This is a genomic window from Fructilactobacillus cliffordii (assembly GCF_024029355.1).
In the GTDB taxonomy this organism is placed as follows: Bacteria; Bacillota; Bacilli; order Lactobacillales; family Lactobacillaceae; genus Fructilactobacillus; species Fructilactobacillus cliffordii.
The window spans coordinates 609913-634445 of record NZ_CP097117.1 but is presented as its reverse complement, the minus strand read 5'-3'; the positions used below and the strand labels follow the sequence as shown (position 1 = coordinate 634445).

Below are 24533 nucleotides of genomic sequence, written 5' to 3'. Positions count from 1 at the left end.
GTAAGATGCCAAACGATAAATTAACTGATGATCAGTATGCGCAATTACCAGTGGGTGAATTAACCAAGGATTTGAATTCATCAGCGCAAACTGGTTTAACCGCCACCGCGGCCCAGCAGGAACTTGCAACGGTCGGAAAAAATGTGATTCAAAAGGGGAAGCAAGAAAATGAGCTCCTTAATTTCTTGAAAAACTTTGTTTCGTTGATGGCCTGCTTGCTCTGGGTCTCGGGAATCATTGCCTTTTTTGCCGGAACGCCCGAACTAGGGATTGCCATCTGGGCCGTGAACATTATTAATGGTCTATTTTCCTATTGGGAAGAACGAGCAGCTAAAAAAGCGACCGACGCACTCAGTAAGTTGTTACCAAGCTACGTGAACGTCATTCGGGATGGAAAACAGACCCAGTTAGTTGCCGAAGACATTGTGCCTGGTGATTTAGTTGAGTTACAGGCAGGAGACGCCATTCCTGCCGATGCGCGGGTGCTAACGAGTTCTTCGCTGCAGGTCGATGAGTCGGCCTTAACCGGAGAATCCGTGCCCGTGGACAAATTTGTTGAATACAAGCACAGTGATGGTCAGTTTGCGATTCAAAACATTGTGTTTGCGGGAACCGTGGTAACGAGTGGGACCGCTACCGTGATGGTCATTGAAACGGGGATGAATACCGAATTTGGTAAGATTGCCAGCTTAACGCAAAACCAGAAGAAGACAGATTCACCGTTGACCCAAGAATTAAACCACTTGACTCGGCAATTATCGATTTTGTCACTATCAATTGGACTGGCATTCTTCATTCTAGCCATTTTCTTCGTTCACTATCCCGTGACCAAATCCTTCATCTTTGCTTTGGGAATGATTGTGGCATTTATTCCGGAAGGATTATTACCGACCGTGACTCTGTCATTAGCTCACGGAACCCAGGTGATGGCCAAGCGGCATGCGCTTTTGAAGAGCTTGGACAGCGTGGAAACCCTTGGGGAAACTAACGTCATTTGTTCGGATAAGACTGGGACTCTGACGCAAAACCAAATGACTGTGAACCACATTTGGTTACCGGATCAAGAATTTACGGTAACCGGAACGGGATATTACAACAACGGGAAAATTCAGTTTCAGAATCAAGACGTGGATTTGAAAAACTATCCTGACTTGAATTTACTGTTAGACATTGCTTTATTGAATAACGATACTAAGATTCAGGAACCGAAAAACGCCGGTGATGCTCCTAAAATTTTAGGGACTCCAACTGAAGCCGGACTGAACATTTTGACCGCTAAAGCCGGATTGAATTTAGCTGACCGTTTGCAAGATTCACCGCGGTTGAAAGAATTACCGTTTGACTCTACCCGCCGGATGATGACAACGATTCAAAAGAATCAAGACGGCAAAACCTATGTTTATACTAAGGGAGCCCTGTCTAACTTAATCACAGTTTGTGATACGATTCTGATTGACGGCAAAGTCGAACCATTGACACCCGAATATAAGTCACAAATTGATCAAGCTAACCGGGATTACGCGGCGCAAGGACTGCGGTCGTTGGCATTCGCTTACACGACAACTGATGCCACTAACTTTGACAATGCAACGCCTGCTAATACGGAGCAACATTTAACCTTCGTGGGATTAGCAGCCATGCAAGATCCACCGCGCGAAGAAATCTACGAAGCTGTGCGGAAATGTCATACCGCTGGCATTAGAATCATCATGGTGACCGGTGATAGTACCCTTACTGCCAAAAGCATTGCCGTTAAAATTGGCATTGTTTCCGATGCGGCCCGGGTGATTACTGGGGAAGAAATGAAGCAGCTAAGTGATGATCAACTCCGAGAAGCCGTAAAGGGTGAGGTTATCTTTGCTCGGGTTGCTCCAGAGGATAAATATCGGATTGTTTCCATGTGCCAGGCTAATGGTGATGTGGTGGCTTCCACGGGGGACGGGGTAAATGATGCCCCAGCTCTGAAGAAGGCTAACATTGGGATTGCCATGGGAGTAACGGGAACCGACGTAGCTAAAGATGCAGCGGATATGATTTTAACCGACGATAACTTTGCTTCGATTGTGAATGCGATTGAAGAAGGGCGGACGGTTTACAGTAACATTCAAAAATTCTTGCTCTACATCTTTACTAGTAATGTTCCAGAAGCATTTCCATCCATCCTATTCTTACTTTCAGGAGGAGCCATTCCACTACCCCTGACGGTAATGCAAATTTTAACGGTTGATTTAGGAACGGACATGCTGCCGGCCTTAGGGCTTGGAGCGGAACAGAGTGAACCGGGAATTATGGAACGTCCCCCGCGCAAAGAAACCGATCACCTACTAACAAAAACTATCATTTGGAAGAGTTTTGGTTATTATGGGCTAATTGCGACGGTCATTTCCACCTTTGCCTACTTCTTTGTAAATTGGCAATACGGTTGGCCGCACGTTGCCTTGGCCGCTAGTGGGAATACCTACATGGTGGCAACAACCATGACGCTAGCTGCGATTGTCTTTTGTCAGGTAGCCAATGTTTTGAACATTCGGACGCAACGGAATTCTCTCTTTAAGGTGGGAATCTTTTCCAACCACCGGATTTTATGGGGAATTGCCTTTGAAATCTGTTTGCTGGCCTTCTTAGTTTACGTACCGTTTGTTCACGGCCTCTTTGGAACGGCAAATCTTAGTCTTCATGACTGGTTATTCTTAATTTGTATCCCAATTCCGTTAATCTTAATCGATGAATTAAGAAAATGGATTGTTAGAAAAACGATGAAGGGTACAAATCAATAAAAGTTAATCATTAACGGAAATCAAGCAAGAATCTCACGAATTAGTGGGGTTCTTTTTTTGTTTATTGATTATTTGTTAGCTTACTTGACAAGGACGAGTGATGCTCGTATAGTAACTGGTAGACTTTAAAAAATAAATGGAGGGATTTCAATGAGCGCAAAACAGACCGTTGATGCGAACGGAAACCCGTATAATCGAACGATGTTTGTTCTATTATTACTGGTGGGGGCCTTTGTGACCGTTTTGAATCAAACGATTTTAGGAACCGCATTTCCCACTTTGATGAATGCGTTTAACGTTAGTACGTCAACTGTCCAGTGGCTGACAACGGGGTTCATGATGGTTAACGGGATTTTGATTCCGGTTAGTGCCTGGTTGACAAGTCGTATGAACACCAAGTGGCTTTACTTAGGAGCCATGTTAATTTTTGAAATTGGAACGATTTTGGCGGCGACTGCTCCCACCTTTAGCGTGCTCTTTATCGCGCGACTAGTGCAGGCGGTCGGGGCCGGAGTAATCATGCCGTTGATGCAGACCATCTTGCTTTCCATCTTTCCAGCGAATGAACGGGGAGCTGCCTTAGGGATGGGAGGAATCGTCATTGGACTAGCTCCAGCGATTGGTCCCACTCTGTCTGGATGGATTATTGACAATTATTCCTGGCGGGTGATTTTTAGCTTAATCATTCCAATTGCAGCCTTTGTGTTAGTGGTCGGACTATTTTTCATTAAACCGGTACTTCCCACCCATAAATCTAAGCTAGATTACATTTCGTTAGTGTTATCTACGATTGGATTTGGGTCCACTTTGTATGGATTCTCGAGCGTTGGAAATGACGGTTGGGGAAGCAAAACAGTTATTTGGTCGTTGGTAATCGGAGCAATTTTCGTGGGCTTCTTTATCTGGCGACAGTTGACCATTGAACATCCCTTCTTAGATCTCCGGGTGCTGAAATCGTTTGAATTTAGTTTATCTACTTCGCTGGCCTCCGTTTCCTTCATGGCCATGATTGGGGTGGAAATGGTATTGCCACTCTACCTGCAAATTGTGAAAGGAATGTCCGCCTTTCATTCGGGGTTAACCCTGTTAGGAGGAGCCTTGATGATGGGGATTATGAGCCCCATCACTGGGAAACTCTTTGATAAGTATGGAGCTCGCCGGTTGGCAATTTGTGGCTTGTTCCTATTAACGGTAGGAACCTTTCCGTTTATGTTCTTAACAGAGGATACATCGAATGCCTACATCATGGTATTGTACGCAGTTCGGATGTTTGGGGTTGCAATGGTAATGATGCCTGTGACGACTTCTGGGATGAACTCATTATCGGTTCAGATGATGGGACACGGAACGGCAGTTAACAATACGATTCGGCAAATTTGTGGTTCGATTGCAACGGCGGTGATGGTTTCCATCTTGTCGAACGTGACGAGCAACAACATGCCTAGCAACACGGTGAAGATTAACGACCCTATCCATTTCCGGGATTTAGCAATTTCTGCGACCTTAAAGGGTTACACGGCAACCTTTGGAATTGCCTTTTTAATTGCTTTAATTGCGTTTGGATTAGCTTTTGCTCTGAAAAAGGGTCGGGTTAGTCAAAAAGCAACCACGAAAGGGGGAGACGCAGAATGATTTTTATGATTTTAATTGGAACGGTTCTGGCGTTTTTCCTGTGCTTTAATTTAATTTCAAACCATAAAATTGCTAATTTAACGGGAGCCATTGCTGGATTATTAGTAATTCTGACGGTTTTGAGCATCATTGGAAACTTCCATAATCACTTAGGAATGAAAAAAGCAACGGTTACGACCACGCAATCATTTACTTCCATTAATAAACAGATGAGCATGGTTCTTTACCAAAAACTCGGTAAGCAGGGTAAGGAACAGGTTGTAATCTACAAGAAGAGCGCAAGTCAAAAGAAACCGACGACTACTCCAGCAATTAATACGAAAAACATCATTCATCACGAAGGGACCAAGAACAAATTGGTAACTCAGAAACAAGAATGGGTTTACAAGAATGGATTTTACCGGATGATGTTTGGCTTGGCGCAAAAGGAAACGTTCATTAAGCGGACCAATACGTTTTACGTTGCAAATGATTACTTGGTAATGACACCAAAACAGGCGAAGGAATTTGGGCAACGAATGAAGCAAGCGGCAGCTGGATTGCAAAAGCAACAACAAAATCCTAATGCTCAAATGGTAGTTAAACAACAAGCTCAACAATATATCCAGGAGAAAATGCAAGCTGAAATGCAAAAGAATCCCCAGCTTTCTGATCAACAACGGCAGAAGTTGATGAAGAAGTGGCAAGCTGAATTTCAAGCACAAATGAAGCAGAAAGCCCAACAGAAACTAGTTCAACAAGTCGCTCATGAAATGAATTTAAAATAAGCTTAAAACCACTCAACTATGAGTGGTTTTTTCTTTGGGTAAAACTCATTATTTTTACAATTATGCTTGACCTTTTCTATTGTTGCTTGTATAGTAGTAAATGCGCGTTACGAGGATTAGTTGTTAGCGCTTGAATTTAATTAATTCTTGCTTGACATTCCTTTGTGAACACAATATGATTATAAGCGCACTAAAGAAGTGTACAAAGTAGTTCTTTGAAAACTGAACAAGATTTTGATTACAAAAAGTGTAAGGAATTTTTAAACTAGCGTTTAAAAATTAAACATTTGCGAAGTCAATTCGCTTAAGAAACAAATAATAAAGTAGAGCTAATAAAGTTCTCATTTAAAATGAGAGTTTGATCCTGGCTCAGGACGAACGTTGGCGGCGTGCCTAATACATGCAAGTCGAACGCGGTCTCCTAAATGAAATGACGTGCTTGCACAGATTTGATTTTAGATTGGACCGAGTGGCGAACTGGTGAGTAACACGTGGGTAACCTGCCCAGAAGTCGGGGATAACACCTGGAAACAGATGCTAATACCGGATAACAACTAAAACCACATGGTTTTAGTTTGAAAGCTGGCTTTTATGCTAGTGCTTTTGGATGGACCCGCGGCGTATTAGCTAGTTGGTGAGATAATGGCTCACCAAGGCGATGATACGTAGCAGACCTGAGAGGGTAATCTGCCACAATGGGACTGAGACACGGCCCATACTCCTACGGGAGGCAGCAGTAGGGAATCTTCCACAATGGACGAAAGTCTGATGGAGCAACGCCGCGTGAGTGAAGAAGGGTTTCGGCTCGTAAAACTCTGTTGTTAGAGAAGAACGACTGTGAGAGTAACTGCTCACGGCGTGACGGTATCTAACCAGAAAGTCACGGCTAACTACGTGCCAGCAGCCGCGGTAATACGTAGGTGGCAAACGTTGTCCGGATTTATTGGGCGTAAAGCGAGCGCAGGCGGTTTTTTAAGTCTGATGTGAAAGCCTTCGGCTTAACCGAAGAAGTGCATCGGAAACTGGGAAACTTGAGTGCAGAAGAGGACAGTGGAACTTCATGTGTAGCGGTGAAATGCGTAGATATATGAAGGAACACCAGTGGCGAAGGCGGCTGTCTAGTCTGCATCTGACGCTGAGGCTCGAAAGCATGGGTAGCAAACAGGATTAGATACCCTGGTAGTCCATGCCGTAAACGATGAATGCTAGGTGTTGGGAGGTTTCCGCCTCTCAGTGCCGAAGCTAACGCATTAAGCATTCCGCCTGGGGAGTACGACCGCAAGGTTGAAACTCAAAGGAATTGACGGGGACCCGCACAAGCGGTGGAGCATGTGGTTTAATTCGATGCTACGCGAAGAACCTTACCAGGTCTTGACATCTTCTGTTAGCCTAAGAGATTAGGTGTCCCCTTCGGGGGCAGAATGACAGGTGGTGCATGGTTGTCGTCAGCTCGTGTCGTGAGATGTTGGGTTAAGTCCCGCAACGAGCGCAACCCTTGTCTTTAGTTGCCAGCATTGAGTTGGGCACTCTAGAGAGACTGCCGGTGATAAACCGGAGGAAGGTGGGGATGACGTCAAATCATCATGCCCCTTATGACCTGGGCTACACACGTGCTACAATGGACGGTACAACGAGTTGCGAAACCGCGAGGTCAAGCTAATCTCTTAAAGCCGTTCTCAGTTCGGATTGCAGGCTGCAACTCGCCTGCATGAAGTTGGAATCGCTAGTAATCGTGGATCAGCATGCCACGGTGAATACGTTCCCGGGTCTTGTACACACCGCCCGTCACACCATGAGAGTTTGTAACACCCAAAGTCGGTTGGATAACCGTTAGGAGTCCGCCGCCTAAGGTGGGACAGATGATTAGGGTGAAGTCGTAACAAGGTAGCCGTAGGAGAACCTGCGGCTGGATCACCTCCTTTCTAAGGAAAAATACGGAACCTTACACCGATCAAAGTCTTGTTTAGTTTTGAGAGGATTACTCTCAAACTTAGTTCTTTGAAAACTAGATAATATTATTTTCTGTAAGAATTATATTGATTGATATAATTTTAACCGAGAAAACCATTGTGTAATTTGAGTTTTTTAATGTGTTTAATCGCTAAACTCAATAATTTATAATCCGTCGGATTATAGGTTAAGTTAGAAAGGGCGCATGGTGAATGCCTTGGTACTAGGAGCCGATGAAGGACGGAACTAACACCGATATGCTTCGGGGAGCTGTAAGTAAGCTGTGATCCGGAGATTTCCGAATGAGGAAACTCGATTAGGGTAATGACTAATCACTACGTAGTGAATTCATAGCTACGCAGAGGCAGACGTGGGGAACTGAAACATCTAAGTACCCACAGGAAGATAAAGAAATTTCGATTCCCAAAGTAGCGGCGAGCGAACTGGGAATAGCCCAAACCGAACCTTCGTGGTTCGGGGTTGTAGGACTGAACATTTGAGTTACAAAAGAATTTGATAGCTGAAGCAGTTGGGAAGCTGCACCAAAGAGAGTGATAGTCTCGTAAGCGAAATTGAATTCCCTCAGTTCAGGATCCTGAGTACGGCGCCACACGTGAAACGGCGTCGGAATCTGGGAGGACCATCTCCCAAGGCTAAATACTCCCTAGTGACCGATAGTGAACCAGTACCGTGAGGGAAAGGTGAAAAGCACCCCGGAAGGGGAGTGAAATAGTTCCTGCAACCATGTGCCTACAAGCAGTCAGAGCCCGTTAAGGGGTGATGGCGTGCCTCTTGTAGAATGAACCGGCGAGTTACAGTTGCATGCAAGGTTAAGCCGAAGAAGCGGAGCCGCAGCGAAAGCGAGTCTTAAGAGGGCGAATTAGTATGTTGCCGTAGACCCGAAACCAGGTGATCTATCCATGTCCAGGATGAAAGTGCGGTAATACGCACCGGAGGTCCGAACCCGTGTACGTTGAAAAGTGCTGGGATGAGGTGTGGATAGCGGTGAAATTCCAAACGAACTTGGAGATAGCTGGTTCTCTCCGAAATAGCTTTAGGGCTAGCCTCGGAATTAGAATCATGGAGGTAGAGCCACTGTTTGAGCGAGGGGTCCGTCTTGGATTACTGAGTTCAGATAAACTCCGAATACCATTGATTTATGTCCGGGAGTCAGACGATGAGTGATAAGATCCATCGTCGAAAGGGGAACAGCCCAGACCGCCAGTTAAGGTCCCTAAATATATGCTAAGTGGAAAAGGAAGTGGAGTTGCTTAGACAACTAGGATGTTGGCTCAGAAGCAGCCACCATTTAAAGAGTGCGTAATAGCTCACTAGTCGAGTGATTCTGCGCCGAAAATTTACCGGGGCTAAGCATATTACCGAGACTGCGGACGCAACTACGTTGCGTGATAGGAGAGCGTTCTAAGGGCAATGAAGGCAGACCGGAAGGACTGTTGGAGCGCTTAGAAGTGAGAATGCCGGTATGAGTAGCGAAAGACCAGTGAGAATCTGGTCCACCGAATGACTAAGGTTTCCTGGGGAAGGCTCGTCCACCCAGGGTTAGTCGGGACCTAAGCCGAGGCTGAGAAGCGTAGGCGATGGATAACAGGTTGAGATTCCTGTACTAGTTAATTATGTTGGAACGATGGAGGGACGCAGAAGGCTAGGTTGAGCATCCGGCTGGAAAAGGATGTTTAAAACGTAAGTCAGGTGAGGAGTGAAATGCTTCTGACCGGGTTGACAAGCGTTGATGAGGATCGAAATTAAAGTAGAGAAGCAACCGATGTCACGCTGCCGAGAAAAGCTTCTAGTGAGTAATTAACTACCCGTACCGCAAACCGACACAGGTAGTCGAGGAGAGGATCCTCAGGTGAGCGAGAGAACTCTCGTTAAGGAACTCGGCAAAATGACCCCGTAACTTCGGAAGAAGGGGTGCTGACCGTCAGGTCAGCCGCAGTGAAAAGACTCAAACGACTGTTTATCAAAAACACAGGTTTATGCAAAATCGTAAGATGAAGTATATGGGCTGACGCCTGCCCGGTGCTGGAAGGTTAAGTGGAAAGGTTAGCTTCGGCGACGCCTCGAAATGAAGCCCCAGTAAACGGCGGCCGTAACTATAACGGTCCTAAGGTAGCGAAATTCCTTGTCGGGTAAGTTCCGACCCGCACGAAAGGCGTAACGATTTGAGTACTGTCTCAACGAGAGACTCGGTGAAATTAAGATACCTGTGAAGAAGCAGGTTACCCGCGACAGGACGGAAAGACCCCATGGAGCTTTACTGTAGCTTGATATTGGGTGTTTACATAGCTTGTACAGGATAGGTAGGAGCCATTGAAACCGGGACGCTAGTCTCGGTGGAGGCACCCGTGGGATACTACCCTTGCTATGTGAACACTCTAACCCTGAGCACTCATCGTGCTCGGAGACAGTGTCTGGTTGGCAGTTTGACTGGGGCGGTCGCCTCCTAAATAGTAACGGAGGCGCTCAAAGGTTTGCTTAGAATGGTTGGAAATCATTCTGTAAGTGTAAAGGCAGAAGCAAGCTTGACTGCGAGACAGACGAGTCGAGCAGGGACGAAAGTCGGACTTAGTGATCCGGTGGTACCGTATGGAAGGGCCATCGCTCAACGGATAAAAGCTACCCTGGGGATAACAGGCTTATCTCCCCCAAGAGTTCACATCGACGGGGAGGTTTGGCACCTCGATGTCGGCTCATCGCATCCTGGGGCTGTAGTTGGTCCCAAGGGTTGGGCTGTTCGCCCATTAAAGCGGTACGCGAGCTGGGTTCAGAACGTCGTGAGACAGTTCGGTCCCTATCCGTCGCGGGCGCAGGAAATTTGAGAGGAGCTGTCCCTAGTACGAGAGGACCGGGATGGACATACCGCTGGTGTATCAGTTGCGCCGCCAGGCGCACCGCTGAGTAGCTATGTATGGATGAGATAAACGCTGAAAGCATCTAAGTGTGAAACTCGCCTCAAGATGAGATTTCCCATTCCTATATGGAAGTAAGACTCCTGAAAGATGATCAGGTCGATAGGTTAGAAGTGGAAGCGTAGCGATACGTGCAGCGGACTAATACTAATCAGTCGAGGACTTAACCAAGGAAAGTACAATGGTAGAATCGGAAGGAAATAATATTAGCTAGTTTTGAGGGAACGAAGTTCACTCAGAGTGTGGTGGCGATAGCCTAAAGGATACACCTGTTCCCATGCCGAACACAGCAGTTAAGCTTTAGCACGCCAAAAGTAGTTGGGGGATCGCCCCCTGCGAGGATAGGACGTTGCCACGCGCAGTAAAGGCACTTTCGAAGCAATTCGAAGGTGCCTTTTTTAGTTAATAAAAAAAGAACCTGCAATTATAGGTTCTTAATTAATAAAAGATTACTTGTCATGTTTGTCTTTTGCTTTATCAACGATTTTTTTGCTATCCTTTTTGGCGTCATTAACAACATCCTTGGTTACGTCTTTTACTTTAACAAAGACATCCTTAGCACCTTTTTTAGTGTCGTCAATCACATCTTTGGTGCCATCTTTTACTTTGTCAAAAGTTTCAGTAGCATCTTTTTTAAACTTATCCATGTCGGCCATGTCTATCCCTCCCTTAATTAACTTTACATTATTTTAGTCATTAACTAAATTATTTGCAATTAAAAGCTGTGATTATGTTAAAATGTTGGTGCCGCTTTAGCTCAATAGGTAGAGCACTTCCATGGTAAGGAAAAGACTCCGGGTTCGAATCCCGGATGCGGCTTAATTCCTAAATTGTAAAAAACTAGGTAATTGTGACATTAATGACAATTGTGAGCAGTTTAGGTAAGTAATTAATGTAGTAACAAGAAAGGAGCAGTGCACATGATTAAAGAATTTAAAGCTTTCATCTCCAAGGGGAACGTCATTGACATGGCCGTCGGGGTTATCATCGGTTCGGCCTTTACGGGGATTGTGAGTTCTTTAGTTAAAAACATTTTGAACCCCTTAATCGGGTTATTCATCGGCAACATTGATCTTTCTTCTCTTTCCTTTAAAGTAGGAGGCGCCACTTTCCGGTACGGGGTATTTCTCAACGCGGTTATCAACTTCTTTATTATTGCGTTCGTGGTTTTCATTATAGTGAAAATTTTAGGGAAAATGCGGTTGCGGCAGGATAAAGAAAAGACAACGCCCAAGAGCGAACAATACTTGGCAGAAATCGTGACCTTATTAAAACAAGAACAAGGTCAATCCGAAGCTAGTCAGGAAACTAAGGAAACTAAATAATTAGATAGTGGGATTCGGCACGGTTAGTGCGGGATCCTCTTTTTTTACGATTGTTTCTCGTTGATGTTAGGATTATAATTAATCCAATTTATTTTTATTGCAGCAAGGACAATTACCGCACGGCGAGAGGAGTTTCAAATGGCCTACATTGAAACCAAGCACCTCAACTATGAATACCGTCTATTTGAAAAGAAGTTAGGATTTAAAAATAATCTGAAGGACTTTTTTCACCGACACTATCAATTAAAACGGGTGCTTACAGATATCACGTTTACCATTAGCCAGGGCGAAAAAGTCGGACTGTTAGGACCTAACGGAGCGGGGAAATCTACGCTGATTAAACTTCTGACCGGAATTTTACAATCTGATACTGATAACTTACGGGTGGCCGGTGTACGCCCGAACCCCAATGACTATGTCTTTTTAAAGCGGATTGGGGTCATGATGGGCCAAAAAAGTCAGTTGAACTGGGATTTACCCGCGTTAGATACCTTTAAACTCCTAAAGACGATTTATCAGGTGGACACCCTGAGTTATCAAGCTCGTTTAGATAAGTATGTACAAATGTTTCACCTTCAGGCGGTGTTAAACGTTCCGGTCCGAAAATTGTCCCTCGGGGAACGGACCAAACTAGAGTTGATTGCTACGTTGTTACATGGACCAGAACTGCTGATTTTGGACGAACCCACCTTAGGAATGGACATCGTGAGTCAACGCGAGTTTCATGCCTTTTTAAATCAAATTAACCAGACCAACAACGTGACCATTTTGTTAATTAGTCATCAGATGAACGATATCGAAGCGGTGGCTGATCGGCTGTTGTTGCTTCTCGACGGTCGAATTCAGTTTGATGGTTCCGTAGCTAAGTTAATGCAGACTGTCCGGGATCCCCAGCGTCCGATTACGCTAAAGAACGTTCCAAATCACGCCATTGTGGCGACGCAGGCCGCGGAGATATCGCAGCGTGACGACCAAACCGTGGTCCGGGCGGCCGAAGGAGATAGTACGATCACCTTTAAAACCATGGCGCTTGAGCAAATGCAAGTGGAAACGCCTTCCTTAGAGGACGTTGTTTATTCCATGTTTCGCAAGCAGGAGAGGTCTAATGAAGTACATTAGTAATTTATTCCTGGGATTTCAGAATTCGCTGGTTTACCGCGCTAATTTCTTGATTTCATTAGTAACCCGATTGCTACAAGTGGGGCTTTCTTTGTTAATGTGGCGGGCTTTATACCTGGAGTCCGGGCAAACCACGATTCACGGTTATTCCCAAACCCACATGATGCAATACTTAATCCTTACGGGACTATTATCTTTAATTTTTACCTTTGAACCCTTATTTCGTTTAGCCCGTCAGATTAAAACGGGGAAAATTAGTACATTATTGCTGCGCCCGATTAATTTGAATTTAGAGAGTTTAAGTAACTTTGTGGGAGCAAAGCTGATTTTAATTGGTTTATTGGGAGTGCTCATCGTGATTTTAACGCGCGGTTATGGCCTAAGCATGCTTCTGATTTTGCTCTACGCACTAGTGAGCGTCGCTTTGTGGCACCAAATCATGTTCTTGCTGGGAACGTTGGCCTTTTGGCTAGTGCAAATGTGGCCGTTACGTCCGGTAATTAGCGCGCTGTATCTATTTTGCGGTGGCTTGTTGTTTCCCCTCGATGTGTTGCCAACCTGGGCTTATCAGGGGTTACGTTTTTCTCCGCTAGCGCTGGTTTCCAGTGATTTAGTGCAGACGGTTTTACAAGGACCGCGTCAGCCACAGTTGCTTTTCCTCTATCTGGGTCTGTCCATCGTTTGGTTAATCGCATTAGTGGGAATAAGTCGGTGGCTCTTTCGGGTCGGATTGCACAAATTTGAAGGGGTGGGCGTATGAGTTTTCGGTTATATGGAGTGCTAGCCCAACAAAGTTTTAAAACCTTTTTAACCTACCGGATGACGTCGGTTCTCGTGGTGCTTTTTGGGTTTATGTTTACTGCGATTGAGATTGCGGCTGGCTTTGTGTACTATTCCTTTGCTCATCGAATTGGCGGACTTAATTTTCTGCAGTATGAAATCTTGATTATGAGCCTAATCTCGATTACGACCACCTATCAATTTCTGTTCGTGGGCGCCCACGAGTCCCTAGCGGGTGATCTTATCGATGGTAATTTGGATTACTTGTTCTTACGTCCGTTGCCGAGTTATTGGTACTATGCTTTGCGGCAGCTCGACTTTCCCAGCGGCGTTAATCTGCTGGTTTACATTCCGGTGACGGCGTTCCTCTTGACTCGATTCCCGCTGTCTTGGAGTGCCTGGAGCTTGATTTTAGTAATTTACGTGGTTGGAGTTTTGTTTGTCTTTGCCCTGAACCAAATCGTGGTGGAAATTTCTTTTTGGTATGACAATTTAACCGCTTTAAACGGGGTTCCAGAAGATGTAATCTCTGCCGCTAGTCGTCCGGCGCGGATTTATCCCCGGTGGTTACAACTAATCCTTTCGACGGGCTTACCGGTGCTCGCGCTTTCTAACGGAATTGTGACTGTGACCGTTAAACAGAGTACGGCGTGGCAGATGCTAGTCCCGCTGGTAATCGTAACGGTACTTCTCCTGGTCTTTTCCTTTTATCTGTGGCAGCGCGGGACAAGGCACTACGTTTCTGCTAATTAAATGGTTGCAAAAAAGCACTTCCTTACGAAGTGCTTTTTGCTTTAACTAACAATTGTTGTTGCAAGGCCCGCTCAGGAATCAAGTCGGTCAGCTGTCCCTGGCTTAACAAAACTAAGTGGTGCATGGCCCGGGTCATCATGGTGTATAAAATGCCCAGTTCATGATGGGTGGGGAAGTTGGCTGTTGAGACGTTCCAAGCGATGACAGTATCAAATTCCAACCCCTTGGCCAGATAAACCGGCAGGATTAAGACGGACTTGTTCAGAGTACGAGCCTTGTCCGTTACCAACAGGCAGTCAAACTGGTGGCGCAATTCTTGATAAACGTGTTGCGCCTCATTCTTCGTTTTCGTAATGATGGCGACCGTTTCATGGTCCTGTAACTCGGTCTTAATGATTGATTGGGATGTCTTCAGCAATTGCTTTTCATCCGGAAACTCCGCATAGGTCGGGGTAGCACCGGCCCGGTTAAAGGCCTCAATGTGATCACCATCCGGCAGAATACTACTAGCCAGGGTAGTAATTGGGTAGGTCGAGCGGTAGGACCGGTTCAAGTTAATCAAACGGGGATGCCGGACGGGTAGCGCCGCTTTGAGTCGATTTAAAAGGGCTTGCGCCGTTTCCACATCCTTAAAGAGCGCCTGCTCGCTATCGCCAATCAGATTGAACTTGGCCCGTGGAAAGGTCAACTTGAGGTACATCAGTTCGGCAACCGAGTAGTCCTGCACCTCGTCAATAAAGAGGTATTTGATGTGGCGGTTATGGTTTTCCCCGGTAAAGTAGTCCTGTAAAAAGAGGACGGGAGCGGCATCCACCAATCGAATCTGATGATACTCGAGGGTGTCTGTAAAGGCCCGCTGATCTTGCTGCCAATCCGCAAGCGTAATTTGATCAGTAGAATCAAGTTGACCCAGAAAGTGCTCGTACTGCGAATATTGGTCCCAGAACTGATCGTTGTAGATGGCATTATAAACCACGCGCAACCGGTCCTTTACCAGTTTACGGGCGACAAAGTCCCGTTCCTCGTCAAAATCAAAGAAGTCGGCTGGGTCATGGTCGCCGAGGTAGTTATGATACTGCTCATCAGAAAGGTTATCCAGTTCGTCTAACGCCCAGTCTTCGTGGGCTTCTTCGTTGATACGAGCTTTTAGGTGTTTGATCAGGGTGTTCTTCGTTTTTAAGAACCTGTCTGCTAAGGGGAGTTTCGGATTAAGCCGGGCATAGATACTGCGGATCTCTGCTGCTGAGAAAAAGAGTTCTCCTTGAAAGTAGAGTCCCGTAAAACAAATCTCACGGGGACTTAATTGTCGTAAGTAGGCTCGCAACTTATCAATAAAGACCTGACTTTCTTTATACGCTGTCAACGAATTGTGAACCGGGCTTGCTTCGTAGCGATCGAACCGGGTTTGGACGCGTAAACCCTCTAAGCGTTGCGCAAAGAATGCTTGGAGAGTCACCTGGCGCATGTTGCGTTCCCCCAGGCTCGGGAGGACGTCCTTAATGTAGTTTGAAAACAAGAGATTCGGAGAAAAGAGTAGGATCTGGTTGGCACTCAGCTCGTTGCGGCTGTGATATAGCAAGAAGGCAATTCTTTGAAGCAGAGCGGAAGTTTTTCCAGAACCAGCCACTCCCTGCACCACCAGGAGGTCGCTACGCACGTCGCGAATGATGTCATTTTGTTCACGTTGAATCGTGGCGACAATGTTTTGCAGTTGGTCAGAACTCTTGTTACCCAGGGTTTCCTGCAGCATCTCGTCGCCTACCGTTTCGTTGGTGTCAAACATGTGCAGGATCTGGCCGTCCTTGATTTTAAACTGACGCTTTTTTTTCAGATTGGTGCTTCGTTCCCCGTTCGGAGTTTGGTAGTGGACTGGTCCGAGCGTTCCGTTGTAATAAACACTAGAAATGGGCGCCCGCCAGTCGTGAATTAGAAACTCTCCGTTGTCATCCATTAGGGAGGCCGTTCCAATGTAAAGTGGTTCTGGGGTTGGGGCTCCGGAATCTTGAACGTCAATTCGCCCAAAGTAAGGGGAGTGGGAAAGTTGCTGGTAGGTCGTCAGTTGTTTCTTTACAATCGCTTCGTTTTCGACCGTCCGGTTCACCAGGTTTCGTTGTTGCTGCAGATCAGCCTTGGTTTCAATCCGGTCATCTGCTTCTAAGTAGTTTACGGAAGTATTGATGCCGTAGTTTTTTTGGACCCGATCTGATTCAGCCTGGGCCTTTTTAACGGCCTGCTTTGCTTTTTTAATTTGGTGGTGTAAAAAAGTGGTGACCCGGGTAACGCGGTCACGTTCCTCCTGTTCTTCTTGTTGATTCATAATCGATCCTCTTTCGTTTCAAAGTCGCTCATCATTCTAAGGGGAAAAGGGGGGCAGTGTCAATTGCGACGCCTTTGACACTGGGATAAAAAACCCCTAAAATAACAGTAAAGTTGAGTAGTAGCACCACCCTACAAACAGAGAGGTTAGAAGCGCTGAAACTAACTAGGTGACTACGAATTGGAACCATTAAAACTGAGCTTTAATTTGAGTGGCATTAATTTGCAATATAGGTGGTACCACGTCGAGGCGTCCTATTGATTTTGAATCAATGGGCGCTTTTTTAGAAAGGAAGATCAAACATGACCAAACCAATTATTTTAACGGGTGATCGCCCGACGGGAAAATTGCACATTGGACACTTCGTGGGGTCCTTGGAAAACCGGGTGAAATTACAAAACACTGGGAAATACGATCCCTACATTATGATTGCGGACATGCAGGCGTTGACCGATAACGCGCGTGACCCCGAAAAGATTCACAACAGCTTGTTTCAGGTAGCGCTAGACTACCTAGCCGTGGGTTTAGATCCCGCTAAATCAACCATTTTTGTCCAATCCCAGATTCCCGCTTTAAACGAGTTAACCATGATTTACATGAACCTCGTGAGCGTGGCGCGGTTAGAACGCAATCCGACTGTTAAACACGAAATTCAACAAAAAAGTTTTAATGAAAGCGTTCCGGCGGGCTTTTTAACTTATCCAGTTAGTCAGGCCGCTGACATCACGGCCTTTAAGGCCACGGTGGTTCCCGTTGGGGATGACCAAGAACCCATGTTAGAGCAAACTCGTGAAATCGTCCGCAGTTTTAACCGGGCCTACCACACGGATGTGCTGGTGGAACCAGAGGGATACTTCCCACCGAAAGGCGAGGGTCGGATTCCTGGTTTAGACGGCAATGCCAAGATGAGTAAGTCGTTAAACAACGCCATCTACCTTTCCGATAGTGCAGATATGATTAAGCAAAAGGTCATGTCGATGTACACGGATCCGAACCACATTCACGTGGAAGATCCCGGTCAAGTGGAAGGGAACACGGTCTTTACCTACCTTGACATCTTTGCCCCCGACCAAGCACACGTTCAGGAACTGAAGGAACAATATGCTCATGGTGGGTTAGGAGATGTTAAAATTAAGCTGTACTTAAATGAAGTCTTACAAGCAACTTTGGCTCCCATCAGGGCGCGGCGCGAACAATACGAACAAAATCCCGCTGCGGTCGCTGACATCTTAAAAGCAGGCAGCCAGAAAGCCAACCAAGTGGCAGAACAGACCCTCACTGAGGTCCGGAATGCCATGGGGCTTAACTATTTTGACTAGTCGCAAGACGCAGTAAGGGAGTTTCCCATGGAAAACTTTGTAATTATTGACATTGGCTCCAACTCGGTCCGCATGGCGATCTATGAGATTGATGCAGCTGGTAACTACCATGAAGTAAAACGGATGAAAAACGATGCTCGGCTATCGGAAGGAATGGGGGCTAACAACATTCTGCAATTCTCCGCGATGAAACGGACAATTGCGGCACTCCATCGCTTTCAAACCGAGTACGAACAGTTCCCAAACGTGGTAGTACGTGCGATTGCCACGGCCGCGGTCCGGCAGGCCCAGAACCAAGCCGATTTCTTGCGGAGCATTAAGGACGAATTAGGAATTGAGGTGCGGGTCCTGAGCGGGAATCAGGAGGCATATTTTGACTATGAAGGGGTCGTTGACCGCATCAAGGCGCACGATTTCGTGTTGATGGACATCGGGGGTGCCAGCGTGGAAATTGTGCATGTGCGCAACCGGAAGGCGATTAACTACGTGAGTCTCCCGACGGGCGCCGTAAAGACGACGGAGCGTTTCCACCTGCAAAACCAGGTGACGGCGGCGAACTTCTTTGCCGCGCAACAACACATCATCGAACAGTTCAGCAAAATTGGTTGGTTAGGTCATCCAGCTCATTATCCAATTGTCCTAATCGGAGGAGCAGCCCGGACGTTAGCCCGAATTAACCGGCGTCGACAACACTTTCGCCGGGTGGATGAGATTCAAAACTACCAGTTGACCCGGAAACAGGTGGAACGGACCATGCAGGAGCTTTTGAGCAAAAAACTGGCCGAACGCCAGCAAATTAACGGGCTTGAAAGTGACCGTGCGGACGTTATCATTGGGGGCTTAATTAACCTGACCACCGTGATGGATTTCATTGATTCGAAACGAGTCATTTTTTCCGATGGCGGGGTCCGTGAAGGGGTCATTAACGAATACTTAGAGCAACGAACGCAAGTTTAGCAGAAAGGAGGAGTGAATAATGGAAAAAATGCATGGGTTTCACCGCAAATCGTACGCAGACCGGTTGGCTTTGTTAACGGAGGTGGTTCCGCTAAATGAAACTGAAGTTAACGTGATTAAACAGCACTATAACGCGGTTAGTGGTGATCTAATTGAAAACTATCTTACTGACTACGGCTTACCCGAAGGAATTGCTACGAACCTCGTGGTTAACGGTCAGGAATACCTAGTGCCCATGGTGGTCGAAGAGCCGTCTGTTATCGCAGCGGCTAGTAACGGCGCCGCTATGTTAAAACGGGGCGGGGGAATTACCGCCCATGCTGAAAGCCGAGTTTTAACCGGTGAAGTGATTATTAAGGCCGATAACGTGCTCGCCGTCCAAGATTGGTTTACTAACCACAAGGAAGCCATCATGAAAACGGCCTTAGCAGCCCATCCTAGCATTACTAAGTACGGTGGGATTCAGGACGTGGAGTTCAATATCATTGACGAATCTCACGTTTCCTTAGAACTCTTTGTGGACGTCGGCGATGCCATGGGAGCCAACACTTTAAACTCCATGCTAGAAGCTGTTGCCGATCAAATCGAAGCGGAACTAGGGCAACAAGTGTTAATGAGCATTTTGTCGAACTTCGGGGATCACAACGTTGTGATTGCAACCGGCATGGTACCGTTTGTGGCGTTGCAACGTGGCGAATTATCGGGGCAGGAAGTTGCGGCCCGGATTGCCGAGGCGGCGGACGTGGCCAACATTTACCCGAAACGAGCTGCGACCCATAACAAGGGCATCATGAACGGGATTGATGCAGTCGTGGTCGCCACTGGCAATGATTGGCGAGCCGTAGAAAGTGCCGCTCACTCCTTTGCTGCGCGCAAGGGGAACTATAAGGGCCTGAGTAAGTGGCGGGTGACTGAGGACGGCTTAGAGGGTCGAATTCGGCTTCCGATCCCCACGGGAATTGTTGGGGGTGCCACCCACGTCCTTGAAATGAGTAAGGTTAACTACCAGATTTTGGGAATTCACTCTGCCTTAGAAATGATGAACGTGTTGGCGGGAGTGGGACTTGCCCAGAACCTGGCGGCGCTAAAGGCGCTAGTGACCGATGGGATTCAACAGGGGCACATGCGCTTGCAACTGAAGTCACTGGCCTTGACTGCCGGTGCTACGCCTACGCAAGTGACCCAAGTGGTCAGCGCGCTTCAAAAGTTACCAAAACACGAACAAGATTTAGCCCACGCCCATCAGTTGGTAGCAAAGTTGAAGGAGGATGAAACCGATGGCGAATGACGTAAACTTAAATCCAGCGGTCCAGGACCTGCTTAACACCGTATCCCGTTTCTTTGACGGAGATGTCCAAGTCCAAATTATCGGTGATTTGAAGTCCGGCTATCTGCGCCATGACCAAGTGCAAACCATGCAAGACGGACAGCACCTCTTTGTGCAGTTAAGTGATGTGACCGATCTCAACTTTTTGGCCAGTCACGAATTACTGCACGTGCTAATGACCCTGCGGGGCTTTCCGCAGGTGTACTTTCCGTTGACTACCGGTGATGAACAACTCGACGAACAGTTGCGCTACATCGGAACCGACCTCTTTGATACGGTTAGTCACTTCGTGGTATATGCCGAACAACGGAAGCATGGCTTGATTGATGAAACGGTGGAAGAAGAAGTTGTGAAGGGTATCCGGCAGACGATTACCCCGGAACAGGGGCAAGTCGATGCCGAGATGATTACCCGTTTGGTGACGGTCTTAGATGCCTTTGTCTTTTTGGGCGACCACTTTGACAATTACCGCTACCTCTTTGATCACGATTTTCCAATTGCAACTAAAGCTGCCGAGCAACTCTACCAGTTACTGACGAAAAAGCCGACGGACAGTCCGTTTGCCTTACGCCGGAACGTGGTAAAACTCTTTCGGGCCTTTGATCAACAACTGCAGGACTGGGATTTACCGGCTCTACACCTCAACGACTTTGCGATGTTGACCTCGGTCTTTTCTAAGCGCCAACTCGGGTTACAGGTCAAACAGGTCTTTAAACTGTACTATTCAGAACTGCGCAACCGGGAAACCGGAAAGCGGGCCTACGTTGGCTTTACCATCAGTGACGACCAAAACTCGTTGGTCATGGACGGTCCCGTCGGCGAAAAGGTGAGTGCTGACCACATTCAGTCACTCTACCAAAAAACGGTGCAAGAATTATTTGATGAACTCCACATTCCGTACTTGGAACGTTAAACAAGGAGGCAGGCAACGTGGAAAATTTTGACGCATTACAAACGCAAGTGGATCAAGCCCAACGAATCGTGTTTTTGACGGGAGCAGGAGTTTCAACGCCCTCGGGGATTCCGGATTATCGTTCTAAAACCGGATTGTATACCAACGGGCACACCAACCGGCCCACGGAATACTACTTAAGTCACGACTGTTTGGTTGACGAGCCGAAGGTCTTTTACCAGTTTGTCATGAAGAATCTCTATTATCCGGATGCCCAGCCTAACGTCATTCAGAAGAAGCAAGCGGCCTTTACCAATGCTAATCGGGCGGAGATTGTGACCCAAAACATTGATAATTTGTACGAACAGGCCGGTGCGACCCACCTACATGAATTTCACGGGAATCTCTACCGGATTTACTGCCAAAAGTGCGGCATGGAGGTTGATTATCCAACGTATGCCCACAGCATGTACCACGAGTTAGACGGGGGGATTTTACGACCGGATGTCGTTTTGTACGGCGAAGGAATCGATCAGGAAGTCGCCCAAACCAGTGTGAACGCCGTCCATAACGCCGATTTGATTTTGATTGTCGGAACCTCGATGCGCGTGTATCCTTTTGCCGGCCTGTTAGACTACCGGCAACCGCACGTACCGGTCGTGGTGATTAACCAGGAACGTCTGGACATCCCGGGCGTTACAGCTCAGTATCAGTTGAACGCCACCGAGGTCTTTGACCGGCTCCAGATTAAAGAAAACTCATGATTAAGGTCGGATTAACCACCTGGACGGATCATCCGCTTTTAAGCCACGGAAAGAAGAAGGCAACGCTAGCTGAATACACCGGGAGTTTTCCGGTGGTGGAAATTGACAGTGCTTTTTACAGCATTCCTAAACCCGAGTGGGTGCAAAAATGGGTTCAGGAAACACCCGCTGATTTTCAGTTTGTGGTGAAGGCCAATTACATGATGACGAAAACCCCAATGCCCCGGTTCGGCGAGGTGACGGATGAGATGCGTCAGGCTCGCTTTACTGAACTAAAAACGGCCTTGGAACCAATGCGCGCCGCAGGGAAACTGTTGACCGTTCTTTTTCAGTTTCCGCCCTCGTTTCGCTGCACCCAAACCAGTATTCAGTACTTACGGACCGTCCGGGAGCAACTGGGCGATTGGCCGCTTGCCGTTGAGTTTCGCAACCATTCCTGGTTAGACGGAGAAGAATTAAGCCGGGACACGGCCGCGTTCCTCCGGAGTTTGCAAATGAGCGAAGTAGTCGTAGATGAACCGCACGCTGCGGCGAACGGGATTCCGTTTACGCCGGTGGTTACGAATCAGCGCTTGGCTTTTATGCGTCTGCATGGGCAAAATGCGACTGAGTGGGCCAAGGGCACCCGGGAACGGTATCGCTATCACTACTCTGATGCGGAGTTACAAACACTGGCTGAGACGTCCGAAACGTTGGCGCAGCAGGCGGATACCGTGGTGGTCATTTTTAACAATAATACTGGTCACGACGCGGCTTCTAACGCGTTAACCTTGCAACGGATGTTGCACCAGGAGGGAACAGAATTACCTGCCGAACAGCTGAATTTATTTTAGGCAAGGTATTGTATAATGAAAAAATAACAGGTTAAAGGAGAAAGCTCATGGCTGACCAAAAATCCACTTTTTACGTCACGACGCCGATTTACTATCCGTCGGGACGCTTACACATCGGAAACTCGTACACGACGGTGGCTGCCGACATGGTAGCGCGTTACCACCGTTCGCTCGGTGAAGACGTCTTCTACCTGACGGGGACCGATGAACACGGCTTAAAAATTGAACAAAAGGCTGAGAAACTAGGCCTAGAACCGCAAGCTTACGTCGATAAGATGGCCCAACAAATTAAGGATCTCTGGATGAACCTGGACGTTTCTAACGACGATTTTATTCGGACAACCGATGACCGCCACGTCCAAGCGATGCAACGGATTTTCCAACGCTTACTGGATCAGGGCGACATTTACCTCGGGCAGTACTCCGGCTGGTACTCAGTTTCTGACGAAGAGTACTTCACGGAATCGCAACTAGAAGAAGTCTACCGGGATGCAGATGGCAACGTGACTGGGGGAAAAGCGCCCACTGGCAACGAAGTCCAACTGGTTAACGAAGAATGTTATTTCTTCAAGATGAGTAAGTACGCCGACTGGCTGATGCAGTACTATCAGGACCACCCGGACTTCATTCAACCCAGTTCCCGGATGCATGAAATGGTGAAGAACTTCCTGGAACCAGGGTTAGAAGATCTAGCTGTTTCGAGAACGACCTTCTCCTGGGGGATTCCGGTAACTGCTAATCCCAAGCACGTGGTGTACGTGTGGATTGATGCGTTAACCAACTATATTACGGCGCTTGGCTATGGTAGTGACAATGATGCCTTATTTAAGAAATTCTGGCCGGCTAACCTGCAGATGATTGGAAAAGAAATCGTCCGCTTCCACTGCATTTACTGGCCGATTATTCTGCATGCGTTGGACTTACCATTACCAAAAGAAATTTATGGACACGGCTGGATTACGATGAAAGACGGTAAGATGTCAAAGTCCAAGGGGAACGCAATTTATCCAGAAGACTTGATTGACCGTTATGGCCTTGATGCCACCCGTTACTACTTGTTAAAGGCCGTGCCGTTTGCCGGAGACGGGGTATTTACCCCTGAAGACTTCGTGGACCGGGTTAACTATGATTTGGCCAACGACCTGGGGAACCTCTTGAACCGGACCGTCGCTATGATTAACAAGTACGAAGATGGTGTGACGCCGGCTTATCACGATACGGACGACGCTCCGAGTCAAGAACTGCAGGAAACGGCCCAAGCGGTCACCCAGGAATACCATGAGTTAATGGACACGGTCCACCTTTCTGACGCGCTCTCCGCGGTTTGGAAGTTAATCGGGCAAACCAACAAGTACATTGACCAAACGGAACCCTGGGTCCTCGCCAAGGCTGATGATGACGCCGCCAAAGCCCAATTAGCCAACGTGATGGCTCACTTGGCTGCTAGTCTCCGCGTCATTTCGTTATTAGTTAGCCCGGCAATGCCCAACGCGGCGAACCTGATTCAAAATCAACTCGGTTTAGAAAACGACGGACTCTTTGATTTAAACACGGCCCAGTTAAGTGACCTCCCACAGGGCAAACAGGTAATTGCGAACGGGGAACCAATTTTCCCTCGGGTCGATCGCGACGTTGAGATTGACTACATCAAGGACAAGATGACGTCCAGTGATAAGACCAAAGGTCGCGCTGCTATGAAACAACGCGAAGCAGAAAAACCAGCTGGAGTAACGACGCTTAAGCAGATGAAAGACCAAATTAGCATTGATCAGTTTGACGCAGTGGAACTCCGGGTGGCAGAAATCAAGGCCGTGAACAAGGTTCCCAAAGCGGACAAACTGCTCCAGTTTAAATTGGATGCTGGTGACGACGGGGAACGCCAGATTGTGTCTGGAATTGCCAAATGGTACCCAGATTTTGCGTCCTTAGTGGGCAAAAAGGTCATCATCGTGGCTAACTTGAAACCGATTAAACTACGGGGCGAACTGAGCCAGGGCATGTTGTTATCCGTTGAAAAAGCCAATGGAGACGTGCAACTGGTAACGGTCGACGCTTCCTTACCAAATGGCAGCACATTAGCATAATCACCAA

Annotated in this window: 16 protein-coding genes, 1 tRNA gene and 3 rRNA genes; 18 read left to right on the top strand and 2 right to left on the bottom strand. The window is 47.2% G+C overall.

Annotated features, from left to right (window positions below; genetic code table 11):
• Positions 1-5 precede the first annotated feature (5 nt).
• The 6 genes from M3M38_RS03210 to rrf all read left to right on the top strand — a co-directional run bounded on the left by M3M38_RS03210 (position 6) and on the right by rrf (position 10414).
• A complete protein-coding gene (locus M3M38_RS03210; protein ID WP_252814762.1) occupies positions 6-2777 on the top strand; it encodes a cation-translocating P-type ATPase in 2772 nt (923 codons plus the stop codon).
• Between the two features lie 150 nt (positions 2778-2927).
• Positions 2928-4409 carry an MDR family MFS transporter gene (locus M3M38_RS03205; RefSeq protein WP_252814761.1) on the top strand — a complete coding sequence of 494 codons (1482 nt, stop codon included), beginning with the start codon at positions 2928-2930 and terminating at the stop codon, positions 4407-4409.
• The gene (locus M3M38_RS03200) at positions 4406-5176 is read left to right on the top strand and encodes a DUF4811 domain-containing protein (protein WP_252814760.1); all 771 of its coding nucleotides are present in this window, start codon (positions 4406-4408) and stop codon (positions 5174-5176) included. The genes M3M38_RS03205 and M3M38_RS03200 overlap by 4 nt, the downstream gene beginning before the upstream one ends.
• A 346-nt stretch (positions 5177-5522) precedes the next feature.
• A 16S ribosomal RNA gene (locus M3M38_RS03195) occupies positions 5523-7098 on the top strand.
• A gap of 213 nt (positions 7099-7311) precedes the next feature.
• A 23S ribosomal RNA gene (locus M3M38_RS03190) occupies positions 7312-10227 on the top strand.
• A 70-nt stretch (positions 10228-10297) separates the two neighbouring features.
• A 5S ribosomal RNA gene (gene rrf, locus M3M38_RS03185) occupies positions 10298-10414 on the top strand.
• The 16S, 23S and 5S rRNA genes sit together here, the layout of an rRNA operon.
• A 91-nt stretch (positions 10415-10505) precedes the next feature.
• On the opposite strand, the gene M3M38_RS03180 is transcribed toward rrf, so the two are convergent.
• Positions 10506-10712, bottom strand: a complete 207-nt coding sequence (locus M3M38_RS03180; protein ID WP_252766315.1) for a hypothetical protein — start codon at positions 10710-10712, stop codon at positions 10506-10508.
• 90 nt (positions 10713-10802) lie between these two features.
• Between M3M38_RS03180 and M3M38_RS03175 the strand changes: the two genes are divergently transcribed.
• The 5 genes from M3M38_RS03175 (at position 10803) to M3M38_RS03155 (ending at position 14033) form a co-directional block, all read left to right on the top strand.
• Positions 10803-10875: transfer RNA gene (locus M3M38_RS03175), tRNA-Thr, on the top strand.
• 101 nt (positions 10876-10976) lie between these two features.
• Positions 10977-11381: a large-conductance mechanosensitive channel protein MscL gene (gene mscL / locus M3M38_RS03170; protein WP_252766314.1), complete on the top strand. Its 405-nt coding sequence runs from the start codon at positions 10977-10979 to the stop codon at positions 11379-11381.
• A 138-nt stretch (positions 11382-11519) separates the two neighbouring features.
• The gene (locus M3M38_RS03165; RefSeq protein ID WP_252814759.1) at positions 11520-12500 is read left to right on the top strand and encodes an ABC transporter ATP-binding protein; all 981 of its coding nucleotides are present in this window, start codon (positions 11520-11522) and stop codon (positions 12498-12500) included.
• Positions 12487-13260 (top strand): ABC-2 family transporter protein, encoded by a 774-nt coding sequence (locus tag M3M38_RS03160; RefSeq protein WP_252814758.1) that lies wholly within the window; start codon positions 12487-12489, stop codon positions 13258-13260. Before M3M38_RS03165 ends, M3M38_RS03160 begins: the two co-directional genes overlap by 14 nt.
• Positions 13257-14033 (top strand): ABC-2 family transporter protein, encoded by a 777-nt coding sequence (locus tag M3M38_RS03155; protein ID WP_252814757.1) that lies wholly within the window; start codon positions 13257-13259, stop codon positions 14031-14033. The genes M3M38_RS03160 and M3M38_RS03155 overlap by 4 nt, the downstream gene beginning before the upstream one ends.
• 22 nt (positions 14034-14055) lie before the next feature.
• On the opposite strand, the gene helD is transcribed toward M3M38_RS03155, so the two are convergent.
• Positions 14056-16350 carry an RNA polymerase recycling motor HelD gene (gene helD, locus M3M38_RS03150; RefSeq protein ID WP_252814756.1) on the bottom strand — a complete coding sequence of 765 codons (2295 nt, stop codon included), beginning with the start codon at positions 16348-16350 and terminating at the stop codon, positions 14056-14058.
• 302 nt (positions 16351-16652) lie between these two features.
• Between helD and trpS the strand changes: the two genes are divergently transcribed.
• The 7 genes from trpS to metG are packed head-to-tail and all read left to right on the top strand — an operon-like array spanning position 16653 to position 24526.
• Positions 16653-17669, top strand: coding sequence for a tryptophan--tRNA ligase (trpS, locus tag M3M38_RS03145; RefSeq protein WP_252814755.1), 1017 nt, complete (start codon positions 16653-16655; stop codon positions 17667-17669).
• Between the two features lie 27 nt (positions 17670-17696).
• The gene (locus tag M3M38_RS03140; RefSeq protein WP_252814754.1) at positions 17697-18626 is read left to right on the top strand and encodes a Ppx/GppA family phosphatase; all 930 of its coding nucleotides are present in this window, start codon (positions 17697-17699) and stop codon (positions 18624-18626) included.
• Positions 18627-18645: 19 nt separating this feature from the next.
• On the top strand, positions 18646-19914 hold the full coding sequence (locus M3M38_RS03135; RefSeq protein WP_252814753.1) for a hydroxymethylglutaryl-CoA reductase, degradative: 1269 nt from the start codon (positions 18646-18648) through the stop codon (positions 19912-19914).
• A complete protein-coding gene (locus M3M38_RS03130) occupies positions 19904-20866 on the top strand; it encodes an IpaB/EvcA family protein (RefSeq protein WP_252814752.1) in 963 nt (320 codons plus the stop codon). The genes M3M38_RS03135 and M3M38_RS03130 overlap by 11 nt, the downstream gene beginning before the upstream one ends.
• 17 nt (positions 20867-20883) lie before the next feature.
• Positions 20884-21609: an NAD-dependent protein deacylase gene (locus M3M38_RS03125; RefSeq protein ID WP_252814751.1), complete on the top strand. Its 726-nt coding sequence runs from the start codon at positions 20884-20886 to the stop codon at positions 21607-21609.
• Entirely contained in the window at positions 21606-22442 is an 837-nt protein-coding gene (locus M3M38_RS03120; protein WP_252814750.1) for a DUF72 domain-containing protein, read from the top strand. Before M3M38_RS03125 ends, M3M38_RS03120 begins: the two co-directional genes overlap by 4 nt.
• A gap of 47 nt (positions 22443-22489) precedes the next feature.
• Positions 22490-24526, top strand: coding sequence for a methionine--tRNA ligase (metG, locus tag M3M38_RS03115; RefSeq protein ID WP_252814749.1), 2037 nt, complete (start codon positions 22490-22492; stop codon positions 24524-24526).
• Positions 24527-24533: the final 7 nt, after the last annotated feature.

Coding starts and splice junctions, on each gene's coding strand:
- M3M38_RS03165 (WP_252814759.1), top strand. CDS start 11,520: ATGGCCTACATTGAAACCAAGCACCTCAACTATGAATACCGTCTATTT.
- M3M38_RS03140 (WP_252814754.1), top strand. CDS start 17,697: ATGGAAAACTTTGTAATTATTGACATTGGCTCCAACTCGGTCCGCATG.
- M3M38_RS03160 (WP_252814758.1), top strand. CDS start 12,487: ATGAAGTACATTAGTAATTTATTCCTGGGATTTCAGAATTCGCTGGTT.
- M3M38_RS03200 (WP_252814760.1), top strand. CDS start 4,406: ATGATTTTTATGATTTTAATTGGAACGGTTCTGGCGTTTTTCCTGTGC.
- M3M38_RS03135 (WP_252814753.1), top strand. CDS start 18,646: ATGGAAAAAATGCATGGGTTTCACCGCAAATCGTACGCAGACCGGTTG.
- metG (WP_252814749.1), top strand. CDS start 22,490: ATGGCTGACCAAAAATCCACTTTTTACGTCACGACGCCGATTTACTAT.
- M3M38_RS03120 (WP_252814750.1), top strand. CDS start 21,606: ATGATTAAGGTCGGATTAACCACCTGGACGGATCATCCGCTTTTAAGC.
- M3M38_RS03180 (WP_252766315.1), bottom strand. CDS start 10,712: ATGGCCGACATGGATAAGTTTAAAAAAGATGCTACTGAAACTTTTGAC.
- M3M38_RS03210 (WP_252814762.1), top strand. CDS start 6: ATGCCAAACGATAAATTAACTGATGATCAGTATGCGCAATTACCAGTG.
- M3M38_RS03205 (WP_252814761.1), top strand. CDS start 2,928: ATGAGCGCAAAACAGACCGTTGATGCGAACGGAAACCCGTATAATCGA.
- M3M38_RS03130 (WP_252814752.1), top strand. CDS start 19,904: ATGGCGAATGACGTAAACTTAAATCCAGCGGTCCAGGACCTGCTTAAC.
- trpS (WP_252814755.1), top strand. CDS start 16,653: ATGACCAAACCAATTATTTTAACGGGTGATCGCCCGACGGGAAAATTG.
- M3M38_RS03155 (WP_252814757.1), top strand. CDS start 13,257: ATGAGTTTTCGGTTATATGGAGTGCTAGCCCAACAAAGTTTTAAAACC.
- helD (WP_252814756.1), bottom strand. CDS start 16,350: ATGAATCAACAAGAAGAACAGGAGGAACGTGACCGCGTTACCCGGGTC.
- mscL (WP_252766314.1), top strand. CDS start 10,977: ATGATTAAAGAATTTAAAGCTTTCATCTCCAAGGGGAACGTCATTGAC.